20 protein-coding genes are annotated in these 20,666 nt (G+C 39.0%); 2 read left to right on the top strand and 18 right to left on the bottom strand.

Features of this window, described 5'->3' with window-relative positions; all coding sequences use genetic code 11:
- Positions 1–211: 211 nt before the first annotated feature.
- From HYU69_16900 to HYU69_16935, 8 genes are all read right to left on the bottom strand, one after another.
- Positions 212–1,123: a cupin-like domain-containing protein gene (locus tag HYU69_16900; protein MBI2272020.1), complete on the bottom strand. Its 912-nt coding sequence runs from the start codon at positions 1,121–1,123 to the stop codon at positions 212–214.
- 99 nt (positions 1,124–1,222) lie between these two features.
- Positions 1,223–1,999 (bottom strand): enoyl-CoA hydratase/isomerase family protein, encoded by a 777-nt coding sequence (locus tag HYU69_16905; GenBank protein MBI2272021.1) that lies wholly within the window; start codon positions 1,997–1,999, stop codon positions 1,223–1,225.
- Between the two features lie 70 nt (positions 2,000–2,069).
- Positions 2,070–2,567, bottom strand: a complete 498-nt coding sequence (gene paaJ / locus HYU69_16910; GenBank protein ID MBI2272022.1) for a phenylacetate-CoA oxygenase subunit PaaJ — start codon at positions 2,565–2,567, stop codon at positions 2,070–2,072.
- A 71-nt stretch (positions 2,568–2,638) separates the two neighbouring features.
- Positions 2,639–3,397, bottom strand: coding sequence for a phenylacetate-CoA oxygenase subunit PaaC (gene paaC, locus HYU69_16915; GenBank protein MBI2272023.1), 759 nt, complete (start codon positions 3,395–3,397; stop codon positions 2,639–2,641).
- Between the two features lie 69 nt (positions 3,398–3,466).
- Positions 3,467–3,760: a 1,2-phenylacetyl-CoA epoxidase subunit B gene (gene paaB, locus HYU69_16920; GenBank protein ID MBI2272024.1), complete on the bottom strand. Its 294-nt coding sequence runs from the start codon at positions 3,758–3,760 to the stop codon at positions 3,467–3,469.
- 75 nt (positions 3,761–3,835) lie between these two features.
- Positions 3,836–4,786, bottom strand: coding sequence for a 1,2-phenylacetyl-CoA epoxidase subunit A (gene paaA / locus HYU69_16925; GenBank protein MBI2272025.1), 951 nt, complete (start codon positions 4,784–4,786; stop codon positions 3,836–3,838).
- Positions 4,787–4,932: 146 nt separating this feature from the next.
- The gene (locus HYU69_16930; GenBank protein MBI2272026.1) at positions 4,933–7,005 is read right to left on the bottom strand and encodes a choice-of-anchor J domain-containing protein; all 2,073 of its coding nucleotides are present in this window, start codon (positions 7,003–7,005) and stop codon (positions 4,933–4,935) included.
- A gap of 468 nt (positions 7,006–7,473) precedes the next feature.
- On the bottom strand, positions 7,474–8,613 hold the full coding sequence (locus HYU69_16935) for a cystathionine gamma-synthase (protein MBI2272027.1): 1,140 nt from the start codon (positions 8,611–8,613) through the stop codon (positions 7,474–7,476).
- A gap of 174 nt (positions 8,614–8,787) precedes the next feature.
- Between HYU69_16935 and HYU69_16940 the strand changes: the two genes are divergently transcribed.
- Together HYU69_16940 and HYU69_16945 are read left to right on the top strand one after the other, a co-directional pair.
- On the top strand, positions 8,788–9,300 hold the full coding sequence (locus tag HYU69_16940) for a gamma carbonic anhydrase family protein (GenBank protein MBI2272028.1): 513 nt from the start codon (positions 8,788–8,790) through the stop codon (positions 9,298–9,300).
- A gap of 42 nt (positions 9,301–9,342) precedes the next feature.
- A complete protein-coding gene (locus HYU69_16945) occupies positions 9,343–9,636 on the top strand; it encodes a 4a-hydroxytetrahydrobiopterin dehydratase (protein ID MBI2272029.1) in 294 nt (97 codons plus the stop codon).
- A gap of 13 nt (positions 9,637–9,649) precedes the next feature.
- Here the strand turns inward: HYU69_16945 and murI are convergent, their stop codons facing one another.
- The 10 genes from murI to HYU69_16995 all read right to left on the bottom strand — a co-directional run bounded on the left by murI (position 9,650) and on the right by HYU69_16995 (position 20,452).
- The gene (gene murI / locus HYU69_16950) at positions 9,650–10,477 is read right to left on the bottom strand and encodes a glutamate racemase (GenBank protein MBI2272030.1); all 828 of its coding nucleotides are present in this window, start codon (positions 10,475–10,477) and stop codon (positions 9,650–9,652) included.
- 53 nt (positions 10,478–10,530) lie between these two features.
- The gene (locus HYU69_16955; GenBank protein ID MBI2272031.1) at positions 10,531–11,085 is read right to left on the bottom strand and encodes an OmpH family outer membrane protein; all 555 of its coding nucleotides are present in this window, start codon (positions 11,083–11,085) and stop codon (positions 10,531–10,533) included.
- Positions 11,086–11,110: 25 nt separating this feature from the next.
- A complete protein-coding gene (locus tag HYU69_16960) occupies positions 11,111–11,665 on the bottom strand; it encodes an OmpH family outer membrane protein (GenBank protein ID MBI2272032.1) in 555 nt (184 codons plus the stop codon).
- Positions 11,666–11,739: 74 nt separating this feature from the next.
- Entirely contained in the window at positions 11,740–14,310 is a 2,571-nt protein-coding gene (gene bamA, locus HYU69_16965; protein MBI2272033.1) for an outer membrane protein assembly factor BamA, read from the bottom strand.
- Positions 14,311–14,400: 90 nt separating this feature from the next.
- Positions 14,401–15,141 carry an isoprenyl transferase gene (locus HYU69_16970; protein ID MBI2272034.1) on the bottom strand — a complete coding sequence of 247 codons (741 nt, stop codon included), beginning with the start codon at positions 15,139–15,141 and terminating at the stop codon, positions 14,401–14,403.
- A gap of 106 nt (positions 15,142–15,247) precedes the next feature.
- Positions 15,248–16,096: a hypothetical protein gene (locus tag HYU69_16975; protein ID MBI2272035.1), complete on the bottom strand. Its 849-nt coding sequence runs from the start codon at positions 16,094–16,096 to the stop codon at positions 15,248–15,250.
- 46 nt (positions 16,097–16,142) lie between these two features.
- A complete protein-coding gene (locus tag HYU69_16980) occupies positions 16,143–17,021 on the bottom strand; it encodes an NAD kinase (protein MBI2272036.1) in 879 nt (292 codons plus the stop codon).
- A gap of 3 nt (positions 17,022–17,024) precedes the next feature.
- Positions 17,025–17,600, bottom strand: coding sequence for a DUF4276 family protein (locus tag HYU69_16985; protein ID MBI2272037.1), 576 nt, complete (start codon positions 17,598–17,600; stop codon positions 17,025–17,027).
- 4 nt (positions 17,601–17,604) lie between these two features.
- Positions 17,605–18,768, bottom strand: coding sequence for an ATP-binding protein (locus HYU69_16990; protein MBI2272038.1), 1,164 nt, complete (start codon positions 18,766–18,768; stop codon positions 17,605–17,607).
- Positions 18,769–19,030: 262 nt separating this feature from the next.
- Positions 19,031–20,452 carry a hypothetical protein gene (locus tag HYU69_16995; protein MBI2272039.1) on the bottom strand — a complete coding sequence of 474 codons (1,422 nt, stop codon included), beginning with the start codon at positions 20,450–20,452 and terminating at the stop codon, positions 19,031–19,033.
- Positions 20,453–20,666 lie beyond the last annotated feature (214 nt).

The following is a 20,666-nucleotide window of genomic DNA, read 5'->3' on the forward strand; positions in this document are numbered from 1 at the left end:
CTACCAAGATTCCATCCCTACGGGATTTTAATAGCTCCGTTAGGAGCGAAATCTTGGTAGAAAATTAAAACCCAATGATGCGAAGCCCCATCGGGGCGACATAACATTTATTTTATATGAAATTTAAACAGTCTCTTAAAGGATTCGACATTTTCATTTTGAAGATAATTTTTCAATTATTTCAACATATACTTTTTCAGCGCCTGTGCCATTATATAACAATATGTTGGCCAGAAGAAGCGAACTTTTGTCTACTGCTGATCTCCTCAATTTTATCATTTGCACGTTCAAACGCTAATTTCCGTTTGTAATTATACCACTTTTCTCCGAAAAACTTAGTCATTAATTTGTCAAAAGGCATATAAACCGCAAGATTTAAAATACCATTAAATACAGTCAACATATCAGGGCCAATTTTCCTAAAGCTTACACCAAACCCGCCTGTAAGGTAAACTATATGATGCCACCATCCCGCCGGCATAAAAATGGCATCTCCCCTTTCCAAAACTATATCATAACCATTTACGTATTTTAAACCGGGAAATTTCTGATAATCGGGCTTATCAATATCGACAAGACTAAACGTATTAAGTGGTAATTTGTATAGCAGTTCGGAATATTCGGGGCTGAATAATACTACGCGTTTTCTGCCATCGAACTGAGTAAGTAATACATTACTCATATCAATATCCTGGTGCATACGCGTTACACTATTTATACCACCAAAAAAAACAAAACCAACATCTTTCAAAAAACTCTCAAAAATACCAGGGCATTTATAATCTTTCTTCAGCGAGGGTTTTTTTTTAAATATATTAAAAAGAAAAATGCGGTAATGGCAGGGCTTATCCGATGAGATAATATTCAGGTACTCATCAAAACGCATTTGCTTATCCGGTTTGGTAATCGCAGTTTTACTTGAGTTGACGCTGGTGCTGTCATACAAATCAACCATACAATCGCCCATGGTTTGAGCAAACCAGTTCATTGTCCATTTTTGCCCGGCCGGTTGATCATTTATGATTCCCTTAATGATAACGGGTTTCCGGGGTATGAAATAATTCTCATTAAACTCCCGTGGTGATATTTTTTCTACTACTTCTATTTTCAAACTTAAGTTCATTTTCAATTTTCAATTTTTGAACTTCAGTTGGGGAATTAAAAATCATATTGGGATTTTTATTCCACACTAAACTTCTAAACCGACAAATCGTAAATCAACTTACTCTCCTTTAAAAATAGGTTTTCGTTTTTCTAAAAATGCTTTTACTCCTTCCCCAAAATCATGACTGGCTGCTGCTTCAACCTGCATTTTGCCCTCAGCCTCTAATTGCTTTTCAAGTGAATTAAATAACGATTCATTTAATAAGCGTTTTGTAAGTCCTATACCTTTTGTCGGCATGTTAGCTAAATTTGAAGCAAAGATCATACCCTCTTCATTTAGCTTAGGATCTTCTACTACTTTATATACCATACCCATTTGCAAAGCCTGTGTGGCTGTTACATTATCACCGAGCATCATCAAAGCGGATGCCCGTTGAAAACCAACAAGACGCGGGAGAAAAAAGGTTCCTCCGCTATCGGGTATCAGCCCTATTTTGCTGAATGCCTGTACAAAAGAAGCTGAAGTAGCTGCGATGACGATATCACATGCCAATGCAATATTAGCTCCGGCCCCAGCAGCTATGCCATTTACAGCACACACCACAGGTTTCTCTATTTGTCGAATAGCCAGAATAATAGGATTGTAATGTTCACGCACAATACGTTCGATACTTAAACCTGTTCCATTGGTTGTTTCACTTAAATCCTGTCCGGCACAGAAGGCCTTACCTTCAGCAGTAATCAACACGGCCCGAATAGCTTTATTTGACGAAGCTTCACCCAATGCCTGCTGCAATAGCAAGGCCATTTCCCTGTTAAAGCTGTTATATTTTTCGGGACGATTTAAGGTGATCTTGCACACCCCGTTTAGTATTTCTGATTTTACGACTGCCATTTTTTGATTTTTATTAAGTATTAAAAATATGTTTTTATCTGCAAGGATCCATCCCTTTTTAAAAAAAAGTTCAGATACACTTAAAATAATCGAACGGTTCTTTACAATCGTTGCACCGGTATAATGCTTTGCAGGATGTGGAGCCAAATTGACTTGTCATTTCGGTATTTACTGAGCCGCATTGCGGACAAGCAGGGTGCTTTTTCTTTCCTAAAAGGAATCCTTTATCTATACTCGTTTTTTCGGGCGGAGCAATGCCGTATTTTCTAAGTTTTTCTTTAGCTTCCTCATTGATCCAGTCGGTTGTCCAGGGAGGCGAATACACCATTTTGATCTCCACATGCTCCATTCCGCTCAATTTTAATATTGAAACGATCTGATCTTCGATAAGTTTCATGGCAGGGCAGCCTGAATAAGTCGGCGTAACAGTTACAATGCATCCATTGGCAGTTAATTCAACATCGCGCAGGATCCCCAGCTCTTTTATGTTAATGACAGGTATCTCAGGATCCGGAATTTCGGAAAGAAGGTTTAATACTTCTGCTTTTGTATGTGATCCGGGTATCATTATTTTTAAAACATGTCAATTTTCGGAGTACCCCATTTGAAATCTACATATGACCTGAGAGACAATGGTAATTACCATTTGGCATTGGGAAATGTCCGGGGCAGGTATTGCATTTCGGCCAATAAATAACCGAGGTGTTCGGTATGCCTTCCTTCACGGCTTCCACGCTGCATAAAGGTTTGGGCTGGTATTTGCAGGGTCGCTTTTTCTAACAGTTCAGCTACATGATCGTTCCATTTTTGCTTTACCTGACCCAGATCCGCCGCAATCCCCTCTTTAATGAGCAGGGCATCAACTTCATCCATATCAAACAGGTCACCTGTAAACATCCATAAGTCGTTAATTGCATTCTGAATACGCTCATGACTTTCGGCAGTTCCATCACCCAACCGCAATACCCATTGAGAGCTGTGGCGAAGGTGATAAGTAATTTCTTTAATTGATTTCCCGGCTAATGCAGACAGTGTTTCATCCTTGCTGTTTTGCAAAGCCTGATAATAATAATATTGAAATGTGTCAAATAAAAACTGACGGGCTATTGTTTTAGCGTAATCACCGTTAGGCTGCTCAACCAACAAAACATTTTTAAATTCCCTTTCACTACGCAGGTATGCCAAATTATCTTCGGTATTATTGTTTCCTTCAACCCTTGCAGCATATTGCAACATAGCGGTTGCATGCCCTACAAAATCAAGTGCGATATTTGTTAAAGCAATATCTTCTTCCAGAATCGGACCATGCCCACACCACTCGCCCAAACGCTGGCCAAGTATAAGGCTGCTATCTGCCAGGCGCAGGCAATATTCAAAAAGTGCTTTTTGTTTTTCCATTTTTCTTTGGTTTCAGATCCATGGTTTCAGGCTTAACCAACCTGAAACATGAAACTTTAAACTATTCAACTATAAATACTTTACGCCGTCCGGTACTTTGTAAAACGTGGGATGACGATACACCTTATCATTGGCCGGTTCAAAAAAAGAACCAATATCTTCAGGACTTGACGCTCTTATATTTTTAGCTTCAACCACCCAAATACTGATACCCTCATTTCTCCTGGTATAAACATCACGGGCATTTTGAATAGCTAACTCCGCATCAGGCGCATGTAAGCTGCCTACATGTTTGTGTGGAATCCCGGGATTTGCCTGAATAAAAATCTCCCAAAGGGGCCATTGCGTGTCTTTTTTCTCCATTTCTTATTTTTGTGAATTATCCGGTAATGAATTATTCCTTCTCAAACTAAAATACCTGTTCCTGTTCTCATTTATCTATGCTGCCAATGCTTCCTTTTCAGCGTGCTTCATTGCATAAGCTTCCGCGGCTTCACGAACCCACTTGCCGTCTTTATCAGCATCAACACGAGCCTTTAAACGTTCTTTATTACATGGGCCATTTCCCTTTACTACATTAAAAAATTCTTCCCAATTTATAGGACCATGCTTATAGTGACCGGTTTCTTGATTGAATTTCAAGAGTGGATCAGGAAAAGTCAGTCCGATATAATCTCCCTGAGGAACCGTTCTATCGATAAACCGCTGACGAATACTGTCATTGCTCTCCATTTTAACTTTCCAATTCATTAATTCGGCACTATTAGGTGAGTTATCATCACTTGGTCCAAGCATCATTATGGCCGGCCACCACCAGCGATTAAGCGCATCCTGTGCCATTGCTTTCTGCTCAGGAGTACCGAATGCCAGTGAACACATGATCTCATATCCCTGCCGATTGTGAAAACTCTCTTCTTTACAAATACGAACCATCGCGCGTGAATAAGGGCCATAGGATCCTTTTGCCAAAGCTGTTTGATTCATAATAGCTGCACCATCTACCAACCAGCCAATAGCGCCAATATCAGCCCAGGTAAGAGTAGGATAGTTGAATATGCTTGAGTATTTAGCTTTTCCTGTATGCAACTGTTCGAGCATTTCGGTACGATCAACACCTAAGGTTTCAGCCGCACTGTAAAGGTACATGCCATGCCCCGCTTCATCCTGCACTTTTGCAAGCAATATTGCTTTGCGGCGCAGACTTGGGGCCCGTGTTATCCAATTACCCTCAGGAAGCATTCCTACAATTTCGGAATGGGCATGCTGCGACATCATTCGTATCAATTGCTTTCGGTAATGTTCAGGCATCCAATCTTTGGGTTCTATCTTAACTCCCTTATTAATTTTAACCTGAAACTCTTCCAATAATTTTTTCTCATCCTTTACCATAGCTCAAAATAATTGTTTTTTGCCATTATTGCAAACGTAAATCTACAAAACACAGCCCTATATGACAAAAAACATAGCATTTAAAAACAAAAAGCCGCCCGGATATCCCGGGCGACCTCCAATTAAATATTATTATAGGCTATAAATTAGTCTAAAAGCAGCTTTTGAGTAAAAAGCCTGTCATCAATCATAAGTCTGACAAAATAAACACCTGAACTCATAGCATTTCTGCCAATAGGAAATTTGTAATTTCCTTCGGCTAATTGTTGCCCGTTAACCAAGTCGAGTACCTCATTTCCTAAAATATCCAATAATTTAACCGATACCTTAGAATTATTTACAAGATTAAACTCAACAATCGACCTGTCCTGTGTTGGGTTAGGGTAAATATGGAAATCTAAATTGTCCGCCAATTCATCGTTAATACCAGTTAATGTCGATCCGGTAATATTTATATCATCAATATAGATATTATTGCCGTCTGCATTAATAAATTGAAACTTGATCCGGACATTACTACTAGAACCTACATTAAGATTAGTTACAGAATCATTCCTCCATTGAGTGGTTGAAGTAGGTGTAAAAGCGGTAGCCTGGGGAGGTACGCTTTTCATATTATTACCGGATTCTGTTTTCTTAACTATCCACGAAACGCCGCAATTGGTGGATATGTTTACCTTAAGCTGATCATTACTGCTGGCGTCCTTTTGAGCGTAGGCAATTTTGAAATACAATTTAGGGTTACCCAGTTTGGTACAATCGATCGTTGGCCCCATTAATTCTTCTATCTGCGCCGTATCGTTACTAAAATTATTTACCATTACACAGGAAGTCCCGCTGTATTTCGCAGCCGTAGTAGTTTGCCATTTATAGGTCTTATTATCCGGATTTGAAACCATCCAATTGGCATTTGGCACAGCTCCCCCGGATTCAAAGCCTTCAGTAAAAGGTACCGCTGTCATAGCTGTAGTAGAATATACCGTTATTAAATTCGTTTTGGTGACTGAAGGAGAAGACGTTCCATTACTTACCGTTAACGAAACATTATATACCCCAGCGGTGGGATATGTTACAGTTACAGATTGCGTTGTAGCTGTGCTTGGTATGCCACCGGGGAATGACCAAGAATAAGTAGTTGGTGTACCATTCCAGGAAGCATCATTAAATACAATTGTGCCGCCTTCACAGGTAACTGTTTTATTATTTGTTGTCAAAAAATCTGCTTTACAAAGGTTAGGGACTGAATTAGTGCCGGTCGCGGTAAGATTAGCAGTCGTCCATAAGTTATTCCTGCCGCTTGTGCTTGAATTCAAAGCTGCGATCATACGTGATGCCTGCCCGGTAGTGAACATAACACAACAATAGGAATACTCCATAAAATTCTGGTAGTTTTCAATGATAGTGGTATTACATATTTTCGCATTTGTCGACGCCGGACAAAAATCCCAACCTTTGGTTTGAGGAGTGTCCGAAACCAGGTCATCACCACAAGAAATTCCAGGATCATTTGTGCTTCCCCATACATGCCTGAGGTTCAAATAGTGACCCACCTCATGCGTAACAGCCCTTGAATTATTAAGACTGCTTGTACCAATAGATCCGACATAATTGCTTAAGACCATAATACCATCAGTGGAAGCAGAGGTACCCCCCGGATAATAAGCAAATCCAGCCGCGCCGCTTGAAATCTTTCTGACTACCCAAATGTTTAGGTATTTATTGTTTGGCCAGGGATTAAATTTTGCGCTATTATCACCAGTATATGTTTTAAGACTCGCAATACGGTCTATTCCATTAGTACAATTTCCGCTTGGATCTTTTTGTGCAAGTACAAAATTAACTCCAACATTCGCTACTTTTGACTTAAAGGAAGCGATAACACTGGCTGTATCGGCATTTTCCTTGTTAAAATCCCTATTAAGAATTTTCATTTCATCATAGATCTGGGCATCCGAAATGTTTTCAGAACCATAATTATGAATGACGTGAAAAACAACCGGAATAGTATAGATCACGTTTGCTGTTTTTTGGGCAGCCTGGCTCTGAATGAACTTTTGAGTAAAGTCCTCGAGCTTTTGACGTTCAATTAAAATCTCAGGATGATCTTTCAACAGCTGATTATCTATTTCACTGGTACCGCAATAGTGTGTAGGTTGTTGGGCGAAAGTGGTTGCAACAACCACGAAAGCCAATGCCATAATACCGATTTTGATTTTCATATTGAATCGTATTTAATGGTTTACTAAAAAAACAACATTTTCTCAATCCACCGCATCTACCTAAGATACGAAATAAATCTGATGGAACAAAGCAGAAAAATTAGCTTCAAGCCATCTCTCTTTAATTCCCCCCAGTTTATTTCATAAATAACGATGTTTATACGAACTCTTTAAATCAATACAACAATGTATTAACAGATGCATCTCTTTACAAACCATATTATTTTCAAAATTAGATGTCTAACTTATTTGCATTGGACTAACACTACCCCCATTCTAATAAAAAACAGATGAAAAAACGGGGTTTCTACAAAGCAATGGATCGAATGAGAAAATTTACAAAAAAGATACTTTGTTTTATCAGGAATTACAAAAGTGGAATTTGAAAATTGGGCTTCAATTAAAATGAAACACTTTACCCGACATATAGAATGGGTCGGGCAAAACAAGACATATAAGTTGAATATACTAAGAAAGTGCCTGTTTCAGATCTTCAAGCAGATCATCTATGTCTTCGATCCCGACACTTAAACGCAACAGCGAATCCACCACTCCAACTTTTTCGCGTTCTGGTTTTGGAATTGAAGCGTGGGTCATAGTTGCAGGATGACTTACCAGCGATTCAACACCGCCGAGTGATTCGGCCAGGGAAAATACTTTCATTCCCGCTGCAATCTTAAATGCTTCGTCGATTTTATTTCCTTTCAAAGAGAAAGAGATCATGCCGCCAAAATCTCTCATTTGTTTTTTGGCAATAGCATGACCTGGATGATCAGTAAAACCAGGCCAGTTTACCTTTTCAACTTTAGGATGAGTACGTAAATATTCAGCAATTTTTTTTCCATTAAAACAATGACGATCCATACGTACGTGCAATGTTTTTATACCCCGCAGCACCAAAAAGCAATCCATCGGACCGGGGTTAGCCCCGCAGGAATTTAAGATGAAGAACAATTGTTCATTCAGCTTTTCATCATTCACACACAAAACTCCCAGCACCACATCGGAATGTCCTCCCAAATACTTTGTTGCCGAATGCATGACAATATCAGCGCCGAGACTCATCGGGGTCTGCAGATATGGGGACGCAAAGGTGTTATCAACTGCCAGCAAGAGTTTATGCTCTTTAGCGATTTTTGAACACTCTTGTATATCAATAATATTCATCATTGGATTGGTAGGCGTTTCTATCCAAAGCAACCTCGTATTGGAGTTGACGTATTTTTTTATGTTGCTGAGGTCATTCAGGTCAATGAAATGAAATTTTATTCCAAAATTTGCATACACTTTAGTAAACATCCTGTAAGTTCCACCATATAAGTCATTGCCTGTTATTACCTCATCGCCCGGTTTCAACAACTTGGCAACCGCATCCACAGCTCCCATGCCGCTTGAGAAACAGATACCATATTTAGCATTTTCAAGTTCAGCAATACATTTTTCAAGCGCAACGCGTGTCGGATTTTTACCGCGCGCGTATGCATATCCCTTATGTTTACCGGGCGACTCCTGCACATAGGTTGAAGTTTGAAAAATGGGCGTCATTATGGCGCCTGTAGTTGGATCGGGCTCTTGTCCTGCGTGAATAGCTTTTGTACCAAATTTCATAATTGACGAATTACTAAAACCTACGAATAATGAATAAAAAAACGAATGTACGAATAAAACAATTTTAAAAAATTCAGCAAGAGATAAAAATCAATCCCACAAAACATGTCTACATCCAAATTTGGTATATTCGTACTGAATCCCAGCCTATGATCAGGCATAATTTGTATTAACATGGCATTAATTAAACCTGTAAAGGGTATATCACCTCAATTCGGAAACGACTGTTATTTGGCTGAAAATTCAACTATTGTAGGTGATGTTATAATGGGTGACAACTGCAGTATTTGGTTCAACACAGTTGTGCGTGGCGACGTGAACAGTATTCGCATCGGCAACAAAGTAAATATACAGGATGGTGCCTGCATACATTGCACCTACCAAAAAGCACCTACAACCATCGGCAATAATGTATCAATTGGTCACAACGCCATTGTGCACGGCTGCACCATACATGATAATGTATTAATAGGCATGGGTGCAATAGTGATGGATAAAGCAGTTATTGGCAGCAATACTATTATTGCCGCCGGCTCTGTTGTACTTGAAAATACAATTGTTGAACCGGGTTCTGTTTATGCCGGTGTACCCGCGAAAAAAGTAAAGAATATTAACCAGGAATTAATTAAAGGTGAGATCGACAGGATCGCGAATAATTATATCATGTACTCGGGGTGGTTTAAATAGTTCCAGGTTCAAAGTTCCCAGTGCCAGGTTAAATAAAAAAATATGAGAGAAAAATTTGATGATACCAAAATACAAGCTGAACTAAAGAACCTAAATGGCTGGGAATATAATAATGGTGCCATTGAGAAAAATTTTGTTTTTAAAAATTTTAAAGAGGCTTTAGCCATGATGGTTAGAATAGGATTTGAAGCTGAAAAGATGAATCATCATCCTGCATGGATGAATGTATATAATAAATTGAATGTGCGTTTGAATACGCATGATGCAGGCGGGATCACGGAAAGGGATTTTGTGTTAGCGAAAAAGATTGACGAAGTGATTGAAAATAAAATGTGAATCGCTGTAATTACTACTTCCATATCGCAACCTCTTCCAGCTTGATTTTTTTGCGGAAAAAGAATTTGGTGCTCTTTTCGAATGATTTGGTATAATCCGAAACGTAAAATTGATGGTGGGGATTTTTTTGCGTAGTAGTCAATTTTCTTTTCTTCAGCTGGTCACGCACATATTTCGCAACTACGCCTGCCGAATCAATGATGTCAACTTTACCTTTATAATACTCCTCCACTTCCGGTTTAATGAGTGGAAAATGTGTACAGGCCAAAATAATTGAATCGATCTTATTAAGTTTGGGACGCGAAAGATAATCGTTGATAATGGTACGACTTATCTTGTTATTGAAAAAACCTTCTTCGATCATGCCCACCAGTAATGGTGTAGCCAGCGAAGCTACGTCCAGTTTACCATTGTGTTGCTTTATTTTTTGCGAATAAATATCCGACTTTATTGTGCCCTTGGTGCCGATAACACCAATACGTTTTATTTTCTTTTTATTCATCACCTCCTCTACCACAGGATCGATCACATTTACAACCAGGGCCTGGCCGCCTACAAAATCTTTCACTGTCTCATAAGCCAATGATGATGCAGTATTACACGCAATAACTATCATTTTACAATTTTTCTGCAGCAACAGCTGCGAAATGCGGATAGCATAATACTTTATTGAATCAGCCGACTTGTCGCCATAAGGCAAATGAGCGGTATCACCAAAATAAATTAATTTTTCGTTGGGTAGTTCTTTGGTAATAGCATGCGCAACAGTTAAACCACCAATACCCGAATCGAATATTCCGATAGGATTGTTTGGGCTTAAGTTGCTGGTACTTTTGGTCATTATTTACCTCCGCATGGGTAGATACGCTGGGTACGCTGAGCGGAGTCGAAGCGTTATTTACCTGTTGGCGCAGGGGTTTGCTTAACCGGAGCCGGCGTTGCGCTGATACCCAGTTTTTTCATTACCAATGTCATCACATCATCAGCCGGATCGGAATAAACAACTGATCCGATACTGCTATCAAGGATATATTTATAACCATTCTCTTTAGCTACAGCTGCAATGGCTTTGTTTGCCTTTTCGTAAATTGGTTTCGAAAGTTCATCGTTCTTCTTTTGAAGATCTGTTTGTGCCTGTGCCTGGAAATCCTGGATACGTTTTTGCAGATCCTGCAACTCCTTTTCCTTTGTTTGTTTGATCAGATCCGACATTGCTGCTGCCTGCTTCTGGTAATCTTCGTACTTGCTTTGCAATTCTCCCGACATGATCTTCACCTGCTCCTCTAATTTATTGTAGTATTCAGTTCCCTTTTGTCGCGCATCTTTTGACTCAGGCATCGAATTTATTAATGAATCAAGACGAATATGTCCGATCTTTTGGGCGTGAATGTTCGTTCCGATAAGCATTGCAACCAGTGCAACGAAAGCTAACTTTAATGTTTTGTTCATTTTAGTTTGGTTTATAATTTATTATTTACTTTTTATTGGTACTTTTTACTTCATCTTTTTTGGTTCCGCCTTTGTAACCCATCGACTCAAGTACCTCTTCGCTTTTATCGTATTTAGGATTAGTATACAGCATCGTCAATTCGCTTGATTTATCAAAGATAACAGCAAACGTTTGTTTCTGAGCAATTTCTTTTACCGCATTGTAAACCTTATCCTGGATCGGCTTTACCAGCTCCTGGCGTTTTTTGAACAGGTCGCCATCAACCCCAAAATGCTGTTTTTGCAAATCTTTCACCTCTTTCTCTTTCCCCACTATCTCCGCTTCTCTCTTTTTCTTCATATCCTCTGTGAGCAATATTTGTTCAGCCTGATAAGCTTTATAAAGCTTATCTATCTCGGCATATTTTGCCTCGATCTCTTTTTGCCAGTTCACCGACGTTTTATCTAATTCAGCCTGTGCCTGTTTATATTCAGGAATGTTAGCCAGTATATACTCTGTATCAACATACGCAAATTTCTGGGCAAGGGCAGCTGTTGTTGTTGCAACAATAAGTACTGCCGAAATAATTATCTTTTTCATATTAAATTTTGTTTTATGCCCCGGCACAAACCGAAGCGAAATTAAAAAATTTAATCAAACAACATGCCATAAGTTTAAAGCTCACCCAAATAACCGCCGATAGTAAAGTGAAACTGTCCCTGATACAAGCCTGTAAGAGGGTTACGCCCGGAGGTTGGAAATGCGCTTTGATCGAAACCCCATGCATAGTCAAAACCAAGTAAACCAAACATGGGCAGGAAGATCCGAATACCAACGCCGGCTGATCTTTTCACATTAAACGGGTTAAATTCCTTAAAATTAGCCCAGGAGTTACCGGCCTCAGCAAAAGCAAGTGCATATAAGGTTGCGCTCGGATTTAATGAGATTGGATAACGCAATTCGGCCGTGTATTTACATATAGTGGCAGATCCTTTCAAATAGCCTTCTGAACCGCTGTATACGCTTTTATCTTCATATCCGCGTAAAGCAATAATTTCATTGCCATTAAGCAAATTGAAGCCTGTTAAACCACTGCCGCCAAGAAAAAACCGTTCGAACGGAGGTATTCCGACCGCAGAATTATACGAACCAAGGAATCCGAAACCGGCCTTTGTGTATAACACCAGATTTCGGGCATCTTTTCCTTCCGCGGCTCGTTTGTTTGTCAACGAGGTGTACCAGGCGGCTGTAAATTTAACCTTTTGATACTCGAGGAACTTATACTTTTCCCGGGAAGTCATTCCCGCGTAATTCAAATTATTAAAAAGCGAATAAGGCGGTGTAAGCTGAGTTGTTAATGTAATGTTTGATCCCCGTCTCGCGAAGATCGGCGCATCCACTGAGTTCCGTGAAAGACTTCCTTTCAAACTGATATTATTTATAAATCCGTTACTAAACGACACATTGGTCAGGTAATTATTCAGATTATAATACTGGTAACTCACTTCCCCATAGAGATTAAAAAAATCATCGGGCCATTTTAAACGCGTACCCATACCAATTGAACCGCCTAACATTTGTAATTGCTGCAAAAGCAGACTCTCTTTTCCCACACCATTTGTTATGTTGGAATGAAAAAGGCTCATTGTTAAAGAAGTAGGTTTTTTCCCACCAAGCCAGGGTTCAGTAAATGAAAAATTATACGATTGGTAACCTACTCCGTACGATTGCGCCCGTAAACTTAAACGCTGTCCATCACCTGATGGCAAAGGTCTCCAGGCACTTCCATTCCACATATTACGTGCAGAAAAATTGGTAAATGATACACCCAACGTGCCCACTATCCGGCCTGCTCCAAAACCTCCCGAAAGTTCAAGTTGATCTGAAGGTTTTTCTTCAACCACGTATTCAATATCTACCGTTCCGTTCTGCGGATTAGGCGTAGGATTAACCGAAAGTTTTTCGGGATTAAAATAGCCAAGCGTTGACAACTCACGCTGGCTCCGGATAATATCAACGCGTCTGAACAAGAGACCAGGCTTGGTGCGTATTTCACGCATAATAACCTGATCGTTGGTTTTGGTATTCCCAACTACGGTAACTTTATTGATTATGGCCTGTTTGCCTTCATAAATGCGCATTTCAAGATCAATTGAATCATGTTCAGAAAGTATCTCTACAGGATTTAACTGAAAAAACAGGTAGCCGTCATCCATATATAAAGAACTCACATCTCCTCCGTTGGGATTCATATATAACTTCGCGTCCATCTGGCTCTGATCAAAAACATCACCTTTTTTTATGCCCAAAACGCTGTTCAATTCCTTTGATGAATACTTGGTGTTACCCACCCAGGTAATATTGCGGAAATAATATTTGCGGCCTTCATCGATCCACATTTCTATATTCACATGGTTCGCATCAAAACGATAAACAGTATCTCTGACAATGTGCGCATCACGGTACCCTTTGGCATTATACTTGGCAATAATACCCGGTTTGTCTTTTTCAAAATTTTCTTCGAGGTACTTACCAGAATTAAATACATTATACCATTTTTTCTCCTTGGTTTCTTTTAAGGCCTTTTTAAGTTTACGTTCATTAAGAACACTTGTGCCATGAAAAATAATTTTTTTCACCCGGATGCGCTGCCCTTTATTAATATTGAAATACAAAACCACACTGTTAGCCAATGTACTATCCCGCTCGTCCTGTTTAACATTAACGGTTACGTTCATATAACCTTTGTTAATAAAGAAGCTTTTAATGGTTGAAACACTTGATGCGATCAGGTATTCTGTAATAACCTTGCCTTTCACAAGTTTTACTTTTGCACGAAGGTCATCGGCCTCTGATTTACTTACACCTTTTAACTGAAACTTGGAGAGCCGGGGGCGCTCCACTACAAAAATATTGATGAAAATATTGTTGCCCTGTCGTTTAGCGACCTCGATCTTAATGTCCTCGAAAAGTCCCTGTTTCCAAAGGTTTTCAATGGCCTTCGCAAACTTATCGCCCGGCACTATCACTTTCTCTCCAATCGAGAGACCTGTAAGTAAGGTTAGAACACGTTTATCAAAATGCTCAGCTCCCTTAAATTCTATGCCGCCCAACTCGTATTCTTTGGGATTGGCATAATCAATTTTAGAGGAATCGGATAATTCTATCTGTGAGAAGGCGCAAAGAGGAGCAAATAAAATCAAAAAAGCCAGTCGCTTCATTTTCAATGCAAAATAGGTATTCAAAGATGCTGTTTTATACTTTAAAAGATATCCTGTTAACTATTTTTAACAATTGCCTTATCCTAAAGCCATGTTAAGGATAAGGAGGATCATTTAAACAAGCTGTTCACTTGTTTTACCGAACCGGCGTTCACGGCTTTGGTAATCAACAATTGCTTCAAACAGATCTTCTTTCCTGAAATCAGGCCATAACTTATCCGTAAAATATAATTCGGCGTATGAAAGCTGCCAGAGCAAAAAGTTGCTGATGCGATGCTCGCCGCTTGTACGGATCATCAATTCGGGTTCCGGAAACCCGGCAGTACATAAATGACTTTCAAACACTTTTTCTGAAATATCAGCGGCCGAAATTTTTTTCTTTTCAACATCCATCGCTATTTGCTTTACCGCATTTATTATTTCCCAACGTGAACTATAACTTAATGCCAAAACAAGATTCATTCGTTTATTAGAAGCGGTAGCTTTCATCGCCTCCTTCAACTCATCAAGACAATCAGGAGGCAAACTTGCAAGATCGCCGATAGCTTGCAAACGAATACCATTCTCATTTAGTGTTTTTACTTCATTATTTATCGTACTTACCAGCAATTGCATAAGGGCCATTACTTCCTCTTTAGGACGGTTCCAATTTTCGGTAGAAAAAGCATACAGCGTAAGATACTGAACACCAATTTCTGCTGCCGCCTCAACAGCCTCCCGAACAGAGGTGACACCATGCTGATGACCCACGACCCGATGTTCGCCACGCTGTTTGGCCCAGCGACCATTGCCATCCATTATAATGGCAATATGCTTAGGCAGCTTAGTGATATCTATTTTTTCTTTAAAACTCAATTCCCTTTTGTTGTTGGCCTGAAAACAACAAGTCATATCTGACTTTTCAGCCCGCAAAACTACGGAATATTTGTTAATGCCACAGGATGCTTTTGGGGAAGAACCGTTATTTCTGCACCCCGGCACAAGGTGCCTCTTTTTGAGGTAAAGTGAAGCTAAGTATTATTCCTGTAAACGAATACCAATCCTGATTTTTTGAATCGCCACGCTGGCGACCAATATTGCTGATGTTGGGATCTTTATTGAGTGTACGATCGGACAAAACTATTGCTTCAGGGCTATTTAATGCCGCTGCATCAGGATAGGTGGTGCTGACATCATCAATATAATCGGTAAATGCTTTCCGCATTCCCCATTCAAAACCGATCCCAACATGACGGCCAATGCTCCAACGAAAACCAAGTCCAAATGGAATGATCACCTGGGTCAGCTTATATCTTTTGCTTCCGGGTTTGGCTGCGGTGCCTTGCCCCTCTGTAGATAGCTGGCGAAGATCATACTTGTCCGAACCAATTTTAGCCTGAGGATTAAAATGAAAACCTCCAATACCAATAAAAATATAAGGGCTGAAAAATTCATCTGTCCCGATCTTGAATGGATAAAAATTAAATTCGGCCTGCCCCGAACCTTCTATGATCAACGATTCAAAACTAAGGTTACGCTGACGCTGAACGGCGGAATTACTATTGGCATCACTGGCATGTACTTTTCCAACCCATGCATTGGCCCGCAATGCAAAACGCGAATTAATATTATAACGAAAACCTAAACCACCGGCCGGATCCTGATACATAAAGTGACCCGTTTGATTCAGATCGCCAATATAATAGGCCATACCGCCGTAAAGGCACAATTCCTTACTTCCAGAATCTCTTTTTTTGGTAAATCCCTGGGCATTGAGTCCCTGAAATGAGATATAAAAAAATAATAAGCAGAATAGGATTAAAATTCGCATGACAATAGCAATAACGACCTGTTTTTCAATTTATTGCAAATAAAAATTAATTTCTTTTGTCAACCCCCCACATAAGTTTGTTTCGTAGGGTATGAATAAATTTCTGATTATCAAGCCTCACAAGATTTATCTGAAATTTTTCTTTGCTTACCGTTAACTCGCTTGTGGAATCGATCATAGCCGAACGCGAATCAAGAGATACCATAAAGCTGTTACTCCTGCCCTCAATTTTCAATGTAACAATATCATTATCTGAAATAACCAGGGGCCTGGCATTCAGATTATGGGGGGCAATTGGTGTTATGATAAAGCTCTTTGAATCGGGGATGATTATCGGCCCGCCGCAACTCAATGAATATGCCGTTGAGCCGGTCGGAGTGGCAACTATTAAACCATCGGCCCAGTATGAATTAAGGTACTCACCATTAATATAGGTATGAATAGTCATCATCATCGATGATTCACGGGCATGAACCGTCATTTCATTAAGTGCAAAATTAAGTTCCCCGAAAGTTGAATGACCGGTTTCCAGGTGAAGAAGGGTTCGCCGGTCAATATTATACTTATCATTGATCAGGGCATTTATAGCTCCATCTATCTCATCTTTAGAAACATTTGCCAAAAAACCCAATCGACCTGTGTTAATTCCCAGGATTGGTATTACCGAATCCCGCACCAGTGAAATGGTTTCAAGCAAAGTGCCATCACCGCCAATGCTGAGTAAAAAATTAGCTACTCCTTTTAAATGCTCATGTTTGGAAAATCTTTTTACTCCGGCACTAAGTTTAAGATATTGCTTAATGTGATTATAAAATGTATCGTGAACCAATACCTGGATATTCAGGCTCTCCAGCTTGTCAAACAATTGTTGTATATGTTGGGAGGTATTGTCTTTACCCGGACGACCGTAAACCGCTATAATCATTTGTTAAAAAATTTCAATTCGTTTTACAGCTTTTGCCAAACTTCTAGAATGATTAATAGCTTCTTGAATATTCCAGTATCTAATAATAAAGTCCTGCATTACCATATTATACCCAGGTCCAACTTTTGCTGTTCCTTGAGGGATAATATCTTTAACCATTTTTTTTTTAGATTTTTTCGCAAGAAATATAACAAACTCTTTAGGGTGAGTTATCGTTTCACTATCTGAAGGAATTTTGTTTAAAGGGGCCCCTATAAATTTAGAAAAACCTTTTCTATCCGCAAATAACCATGCCTCAGCTTCTCTTACAGCTATTCTAAACAAAAAATCCTTTGTTGGCTTAAAATCAATCCAATTCTGAATTAATGAAGGAGAACATGGCAAATCATCAAGGTCAGTAATTATAATATGAGGAACATGCTTTGAAGCATTATTAAATCCATGAAGTTGTTTCTTAATGTAAGAATTTCCCTTCTTTCCAATAGCGCCATGCAAATTTACTTCTGGTCTGTATTTCTCGAATAATTTAATAAGGATTAATTCCTGTATAATATCTTCAACAACGGGTTGGACAAACATGATTTTACTCAAAAATTGTTAGCTGATGAATGTTCTTGGGTGCAGTTCTACTAATAACAAAATCACCTATTGTATTACCACTCTGTAAATACGCTTTTACTTCAGGTAATGAAGCCGAAGAAATAATTTTGCTTCCTTCTTCCCCATCAGTTGTTATTAACAATACTTCTTCAGCACTAATCCCATTATTATTAAGGATTTCATGACTGTGCGTTGTGACAATGACCTGCCTCATGCCAGATTTCTTTTTTTGCAACTTGTAAATCACATCTGCTAGCCTTTGAATGATTGCACTATGAAGCGACAACTCAGGTTCTTCTAACAATATAGGCTTTGTTCCATCTTGTAGTGCCCAAAACAAACCAATAAATCTTAACGTTCCATCTGAAAAATGTTTTTCCTGATGTTTTACTCCTTTTCCTCTCCACTGCTTGAAAGTTGCTTCAAAGTGAGGAACACCCATCTCATCAGGCTCAAATTCAAGTTTCTCAAGATTAGGAAGAGCGTATCTGAGCGCGGTTTCAACTCTCTTAAGGTATGCCTTTTGAGTTAATTTATTTAAAGAAAGTATTCTCTCTAAAAAATCGCGACCATAATAATCTTCTCCTTTATTTGTTTTAAGAAATGATTTAGGATCCCTTACAAGTTGTGGGATAAGATGCAAATAGTTTATTTCGTTTAAAAAAACAATGAAACTCTTAAAATTTTCATTTTTTGTTGCTTGCTCAATAAACGTATATTCCAAAAGATAATCACTCTCTTTCGTTCCATTTGGTCGATCAATATGAATGGTAGACGTTATAAGATTTTTTAAAGACTCGCGTTTTACAACAGCTCTCAAATCCGCAATTCCGCCTCCAGTCTGATTGAATGTAAGTTCATAATACCATTCTGGCATATCGTCACCATTTGTTATTTCTATTCCAACAGTAATATCGGGGTTGCTTCGTGCAGCTACACACCTGATTTTTGACACTCCATCACGTATGCTAACTGCTTCCTGTAAACTACCTCCCTGTCTCACAATATCACGCAAAAAGCGTATAGCATCCAAGAAATTACTTTTGCCGGAAGCATTTGGCCCCACAATAAAAGTTCTATGGGTCAAGTTCACCTCTGCAGACTTGAAGTTTTTCCAATTTATAAGTTTTACCTTTGAAATTCTCACCTTCGTTTAATTTCATTATAAACTTCTTCTACCAAAATCACAAAAATACTATATCCAGATATAAAATGATTACAAAACGCTGTTTTACGTTTATACTAGTCGACCCTCTTAATCCTCTTTTATAAAGAGAAAATCCAATGCTTAAAATTAAGTCACTAAATATAGGGAATTTGATCACACTATTTCATAAACCAAGCTAAGGAAAATCTTAATAGCACTATATTGACCATTCTGTTTTGAAGATTAGAGCTATATCCACTTACTAAAATGGCGAGGTAAAGTGTATATAAAAGGCGCTTTGACCCATGCGATTCCATGCATACTCAAAGCGTATTACCGTATCATAATAGGACACAAAATCAATCCCTGCCCCTCCCCCAATTAACCAATCATTCGTTAAGGGATTGGCTTTATAATAAAAATCATCCTTTACATATGCTCCATCGGCAAAAACAGAAAAGTAAAAAGCATAAGGTATTGTATTAAACTTTTCTGTGGGAATAAAATCCAAATGCAAGACCCTTGGCTTAATGATCTGGTAACGCAGATTCGTCTTGAATAATGCAAAGTCTTGTCCATCAATTACGTATAATTCATAGCCGCGCACATAATCACCAAAGCCAAGCGCACGTTGTATATAATACGGTGGTTTTTCATTCATAGAGAGCTTTGCCTTAACGGCTGCTCCAAAATAAAAACGATCGTGCAACTGCCAGTATTTGCGCCCGGAAGCGATAATATAAAACAGGTTAACATTTTCATTCCCCAATATTCCCAACCCCTGCTTTACAAAATCAGCACCGAAATAATATCCCTTTAACGGATATATTCTTGAATCGCGGCGATCAAACTTAAATGCATATGTCAGAATAAAAAGTTCGAATGACTTATCGCCGTCTAAAAAATAATCCTTTGTGAGGGAAGTCACTGAATCTCCAATGCTGCTTTTAACATATCGCAATTCAGCGGTTTGAGTGGCATATAAACCTGAACGGCGCGTATAACTAACACGACCTGTCCATTCGTCGCGAACATACTCAGCCGGGTTTTTATAAAAAAGCAATTTATTATTAGATGTTTTGTAAATAATTTCATGGTTCCGGTTATAACTGAAACCAAAACCAAGGCCTGATATCTGCTTTTTATCAATATAAGGTATCCTGTATGTAAGCTCATATTGCTCCGCATATCCAAGTCGTACCTTCAGGGCAAGATTCTCTTTTAATCCCCTGAAGTTTTCATCGATCAGGTAAAAGCCATAGCTGGCGCGTTTCAGATCCGGATTTTCGAGCCATGTATTGAAATTACGTTCGGCTATTTCAAAAATTGGTACAGGAAAAATATACCAACGCTCTTTCACATCAATATGAATATCGATACGATGTTCAAAAAAAGGAATGGTATCGATACGTACGAAAATAAAAAGCAAGGTATTCAACAAATTGTTCTTCGACTGAAGCAGGGCTGCATCAAGACCGGACTGACTGATGGTATCACCCGCTTTAAAAGAGAGCTCGCGAAGAATGATCCTGCTTTTCGTTTTGTTGTTCCCCGAAATTGTGATGTTATTGAGCACATAAGACCTGGAATTACCCGGTGGATCCACTTTGGCAGAATCTGGCAATAGTGAATTCCCCATTAATGCGAAACTGAAAAAACAGAGGAAGGCAGTTGCATTTAGCATTTACACTTTTGTTATAACACAAGAGCGTAAAGGTAAAAAAAGCAGGGGAGTATATTGTCAAAGTATCATATTCTCCAGGGCCACCGCATGAATAATAATTGAGGGACAAACAGTTAGCTGTTAATAATAATGGCGGATTGAGTTGAAAAGGGAATGAAAAAAGTTTGTTGTTTGATTTTAAAAATCAAACAATGGACTTTGAATTACACTTTTC

It is taken from the genome of Bacteroidota bacterium, assembly GCA_016183775.1.
Taxonomy (GTDB): Bacteria; Bacteroidota; Bacteroidia; order JABDFU01; family JABDFU01; genus JABDFU01.

What these genes read in the sequence shown, in the direction of transcription:
- HYU69_16935 (MBI2272027.1), bottom strand. Translation starts at nt 8,613, where the DNA reads ATGAAATTTGGTACAAAAGCTATTCACGCAGGACAAGAGCCCGATCCA.
- HYU69_16960 (MBI2272032.1), bottom strand. Translation starts at nt 11,665, where the DNA reads ATGAAAAAGATAATTATTTCGGCAGTACTTATTGTTGCAACAACAACA.
- HYU69_16975 (MBI2272035.1), bottom strand. Translation starts at nt 16,096, where the DNA reads ATGCGAATTTTAATCCTATTCTGCTTATTATTTTTTTATATCTCATTT.
- murI (MBI2272030.1), bottom strand. Translation starts at nt 10,477, where the DNA reads ATGACCAAAAGTACCAGCAACTTAAGCCCAAACAATCCTATCGGAATA.
- HYU69_16905 (MBI2272021.1), bottom strand. Translation starts at nt 1,999, where the DNA reads ATGGCAGTCGTAAAATCAGAAATACTAAACGGGGTGTGCAAGATCACC.
- paaC (MBI2272023.1), bottom strand. Translation starts at nt 3,397, where the DNA reads ATGGAAAAACAAAAAGCACTTTTTGAATATTGCCTGCGCCTGGCAGAT.
- paaJ (MBI2272022.1), bottom strand. Translation starts at nt 2,567, where the DNA reads ATGATACCCGGATCACATACAAAAGCAGAAGTATTAAACCTTCTTTCC.
- HYU69_16985 (MBI2272037.1), bottom strand. Translation starts at nt 17,600, where the DNA reads ATGTTTGTCCAACCCGTTGTTGAAGATATTATACAGGAATTAATCCTT.
- HYU69_16955 (MBI2272031.1), bottom strand. Translation starts at nt 11,085, where the DNA reads ATGAACAAAACATTAAAGTTAGCTTTCGTTGCACTGGTTGCAATGCTT.
- HYU69_16900 (MBI2272020.1), bottom strand. Translation starts at nt 1,123, where the DNA reads ATGAACTTAAGTTTGAAAATAGAAGTAGTAGAAAAAATATCACCACGG.
- HYU69_16940 (MBI2272028.1), top strand. Translation starts at nt 8,788, where the DNA reads ATGGCATTAATTAAACCTGTAAAGGGTATATCACCTCAATTCGGAAAC.
- HYU69_16995 (MBI2272039.1), bottom strand. Translation starts at nt 20,452, where the DNA reads ATGCTAAATGCAACTGCCTTCCTCTGTTTTTTCAGTTTCGCATTAATG.
- paaA (MBI2272025.1), bottom strand. Translation starts at nt 4,786, where the DNA reads ATGGTAAAGGATGAGAAAAAATTATTGGAAGAGTTTCAGGTTAAAATT.
- HYU69_16945 (MBI2272029.1), top strand. Translation starts at nt 9,343, where the DNA reads ATGAGAGAAAAATTTGATGATACCAAAATACAAGCTGAACTAAAGAAC.
- HYU69_16980 (MBI2272036.1), bottom strand. Translation starts at nt 17,021, where the DNA reads ATGATTATAGCGGTTTACGGTCGTCCGGGTAAAGACAATACCTCCCAA.
- HYU69_16930 (MBI2272026.1), bottom strand. Translation starts at nt 7,005, where the DNA reads ATGAAAATCAAAATCGGTATTATGGCATTGGCTTTCGTGGTTGTTGCA.
- paaB (MBI2272024.1), bottom strand. Translation starts at nt 3,760, where the DNA reads ATGGAGAAAAAAGACACGCAATGGCCCCTTTGGGAGATTTTTATTCAG.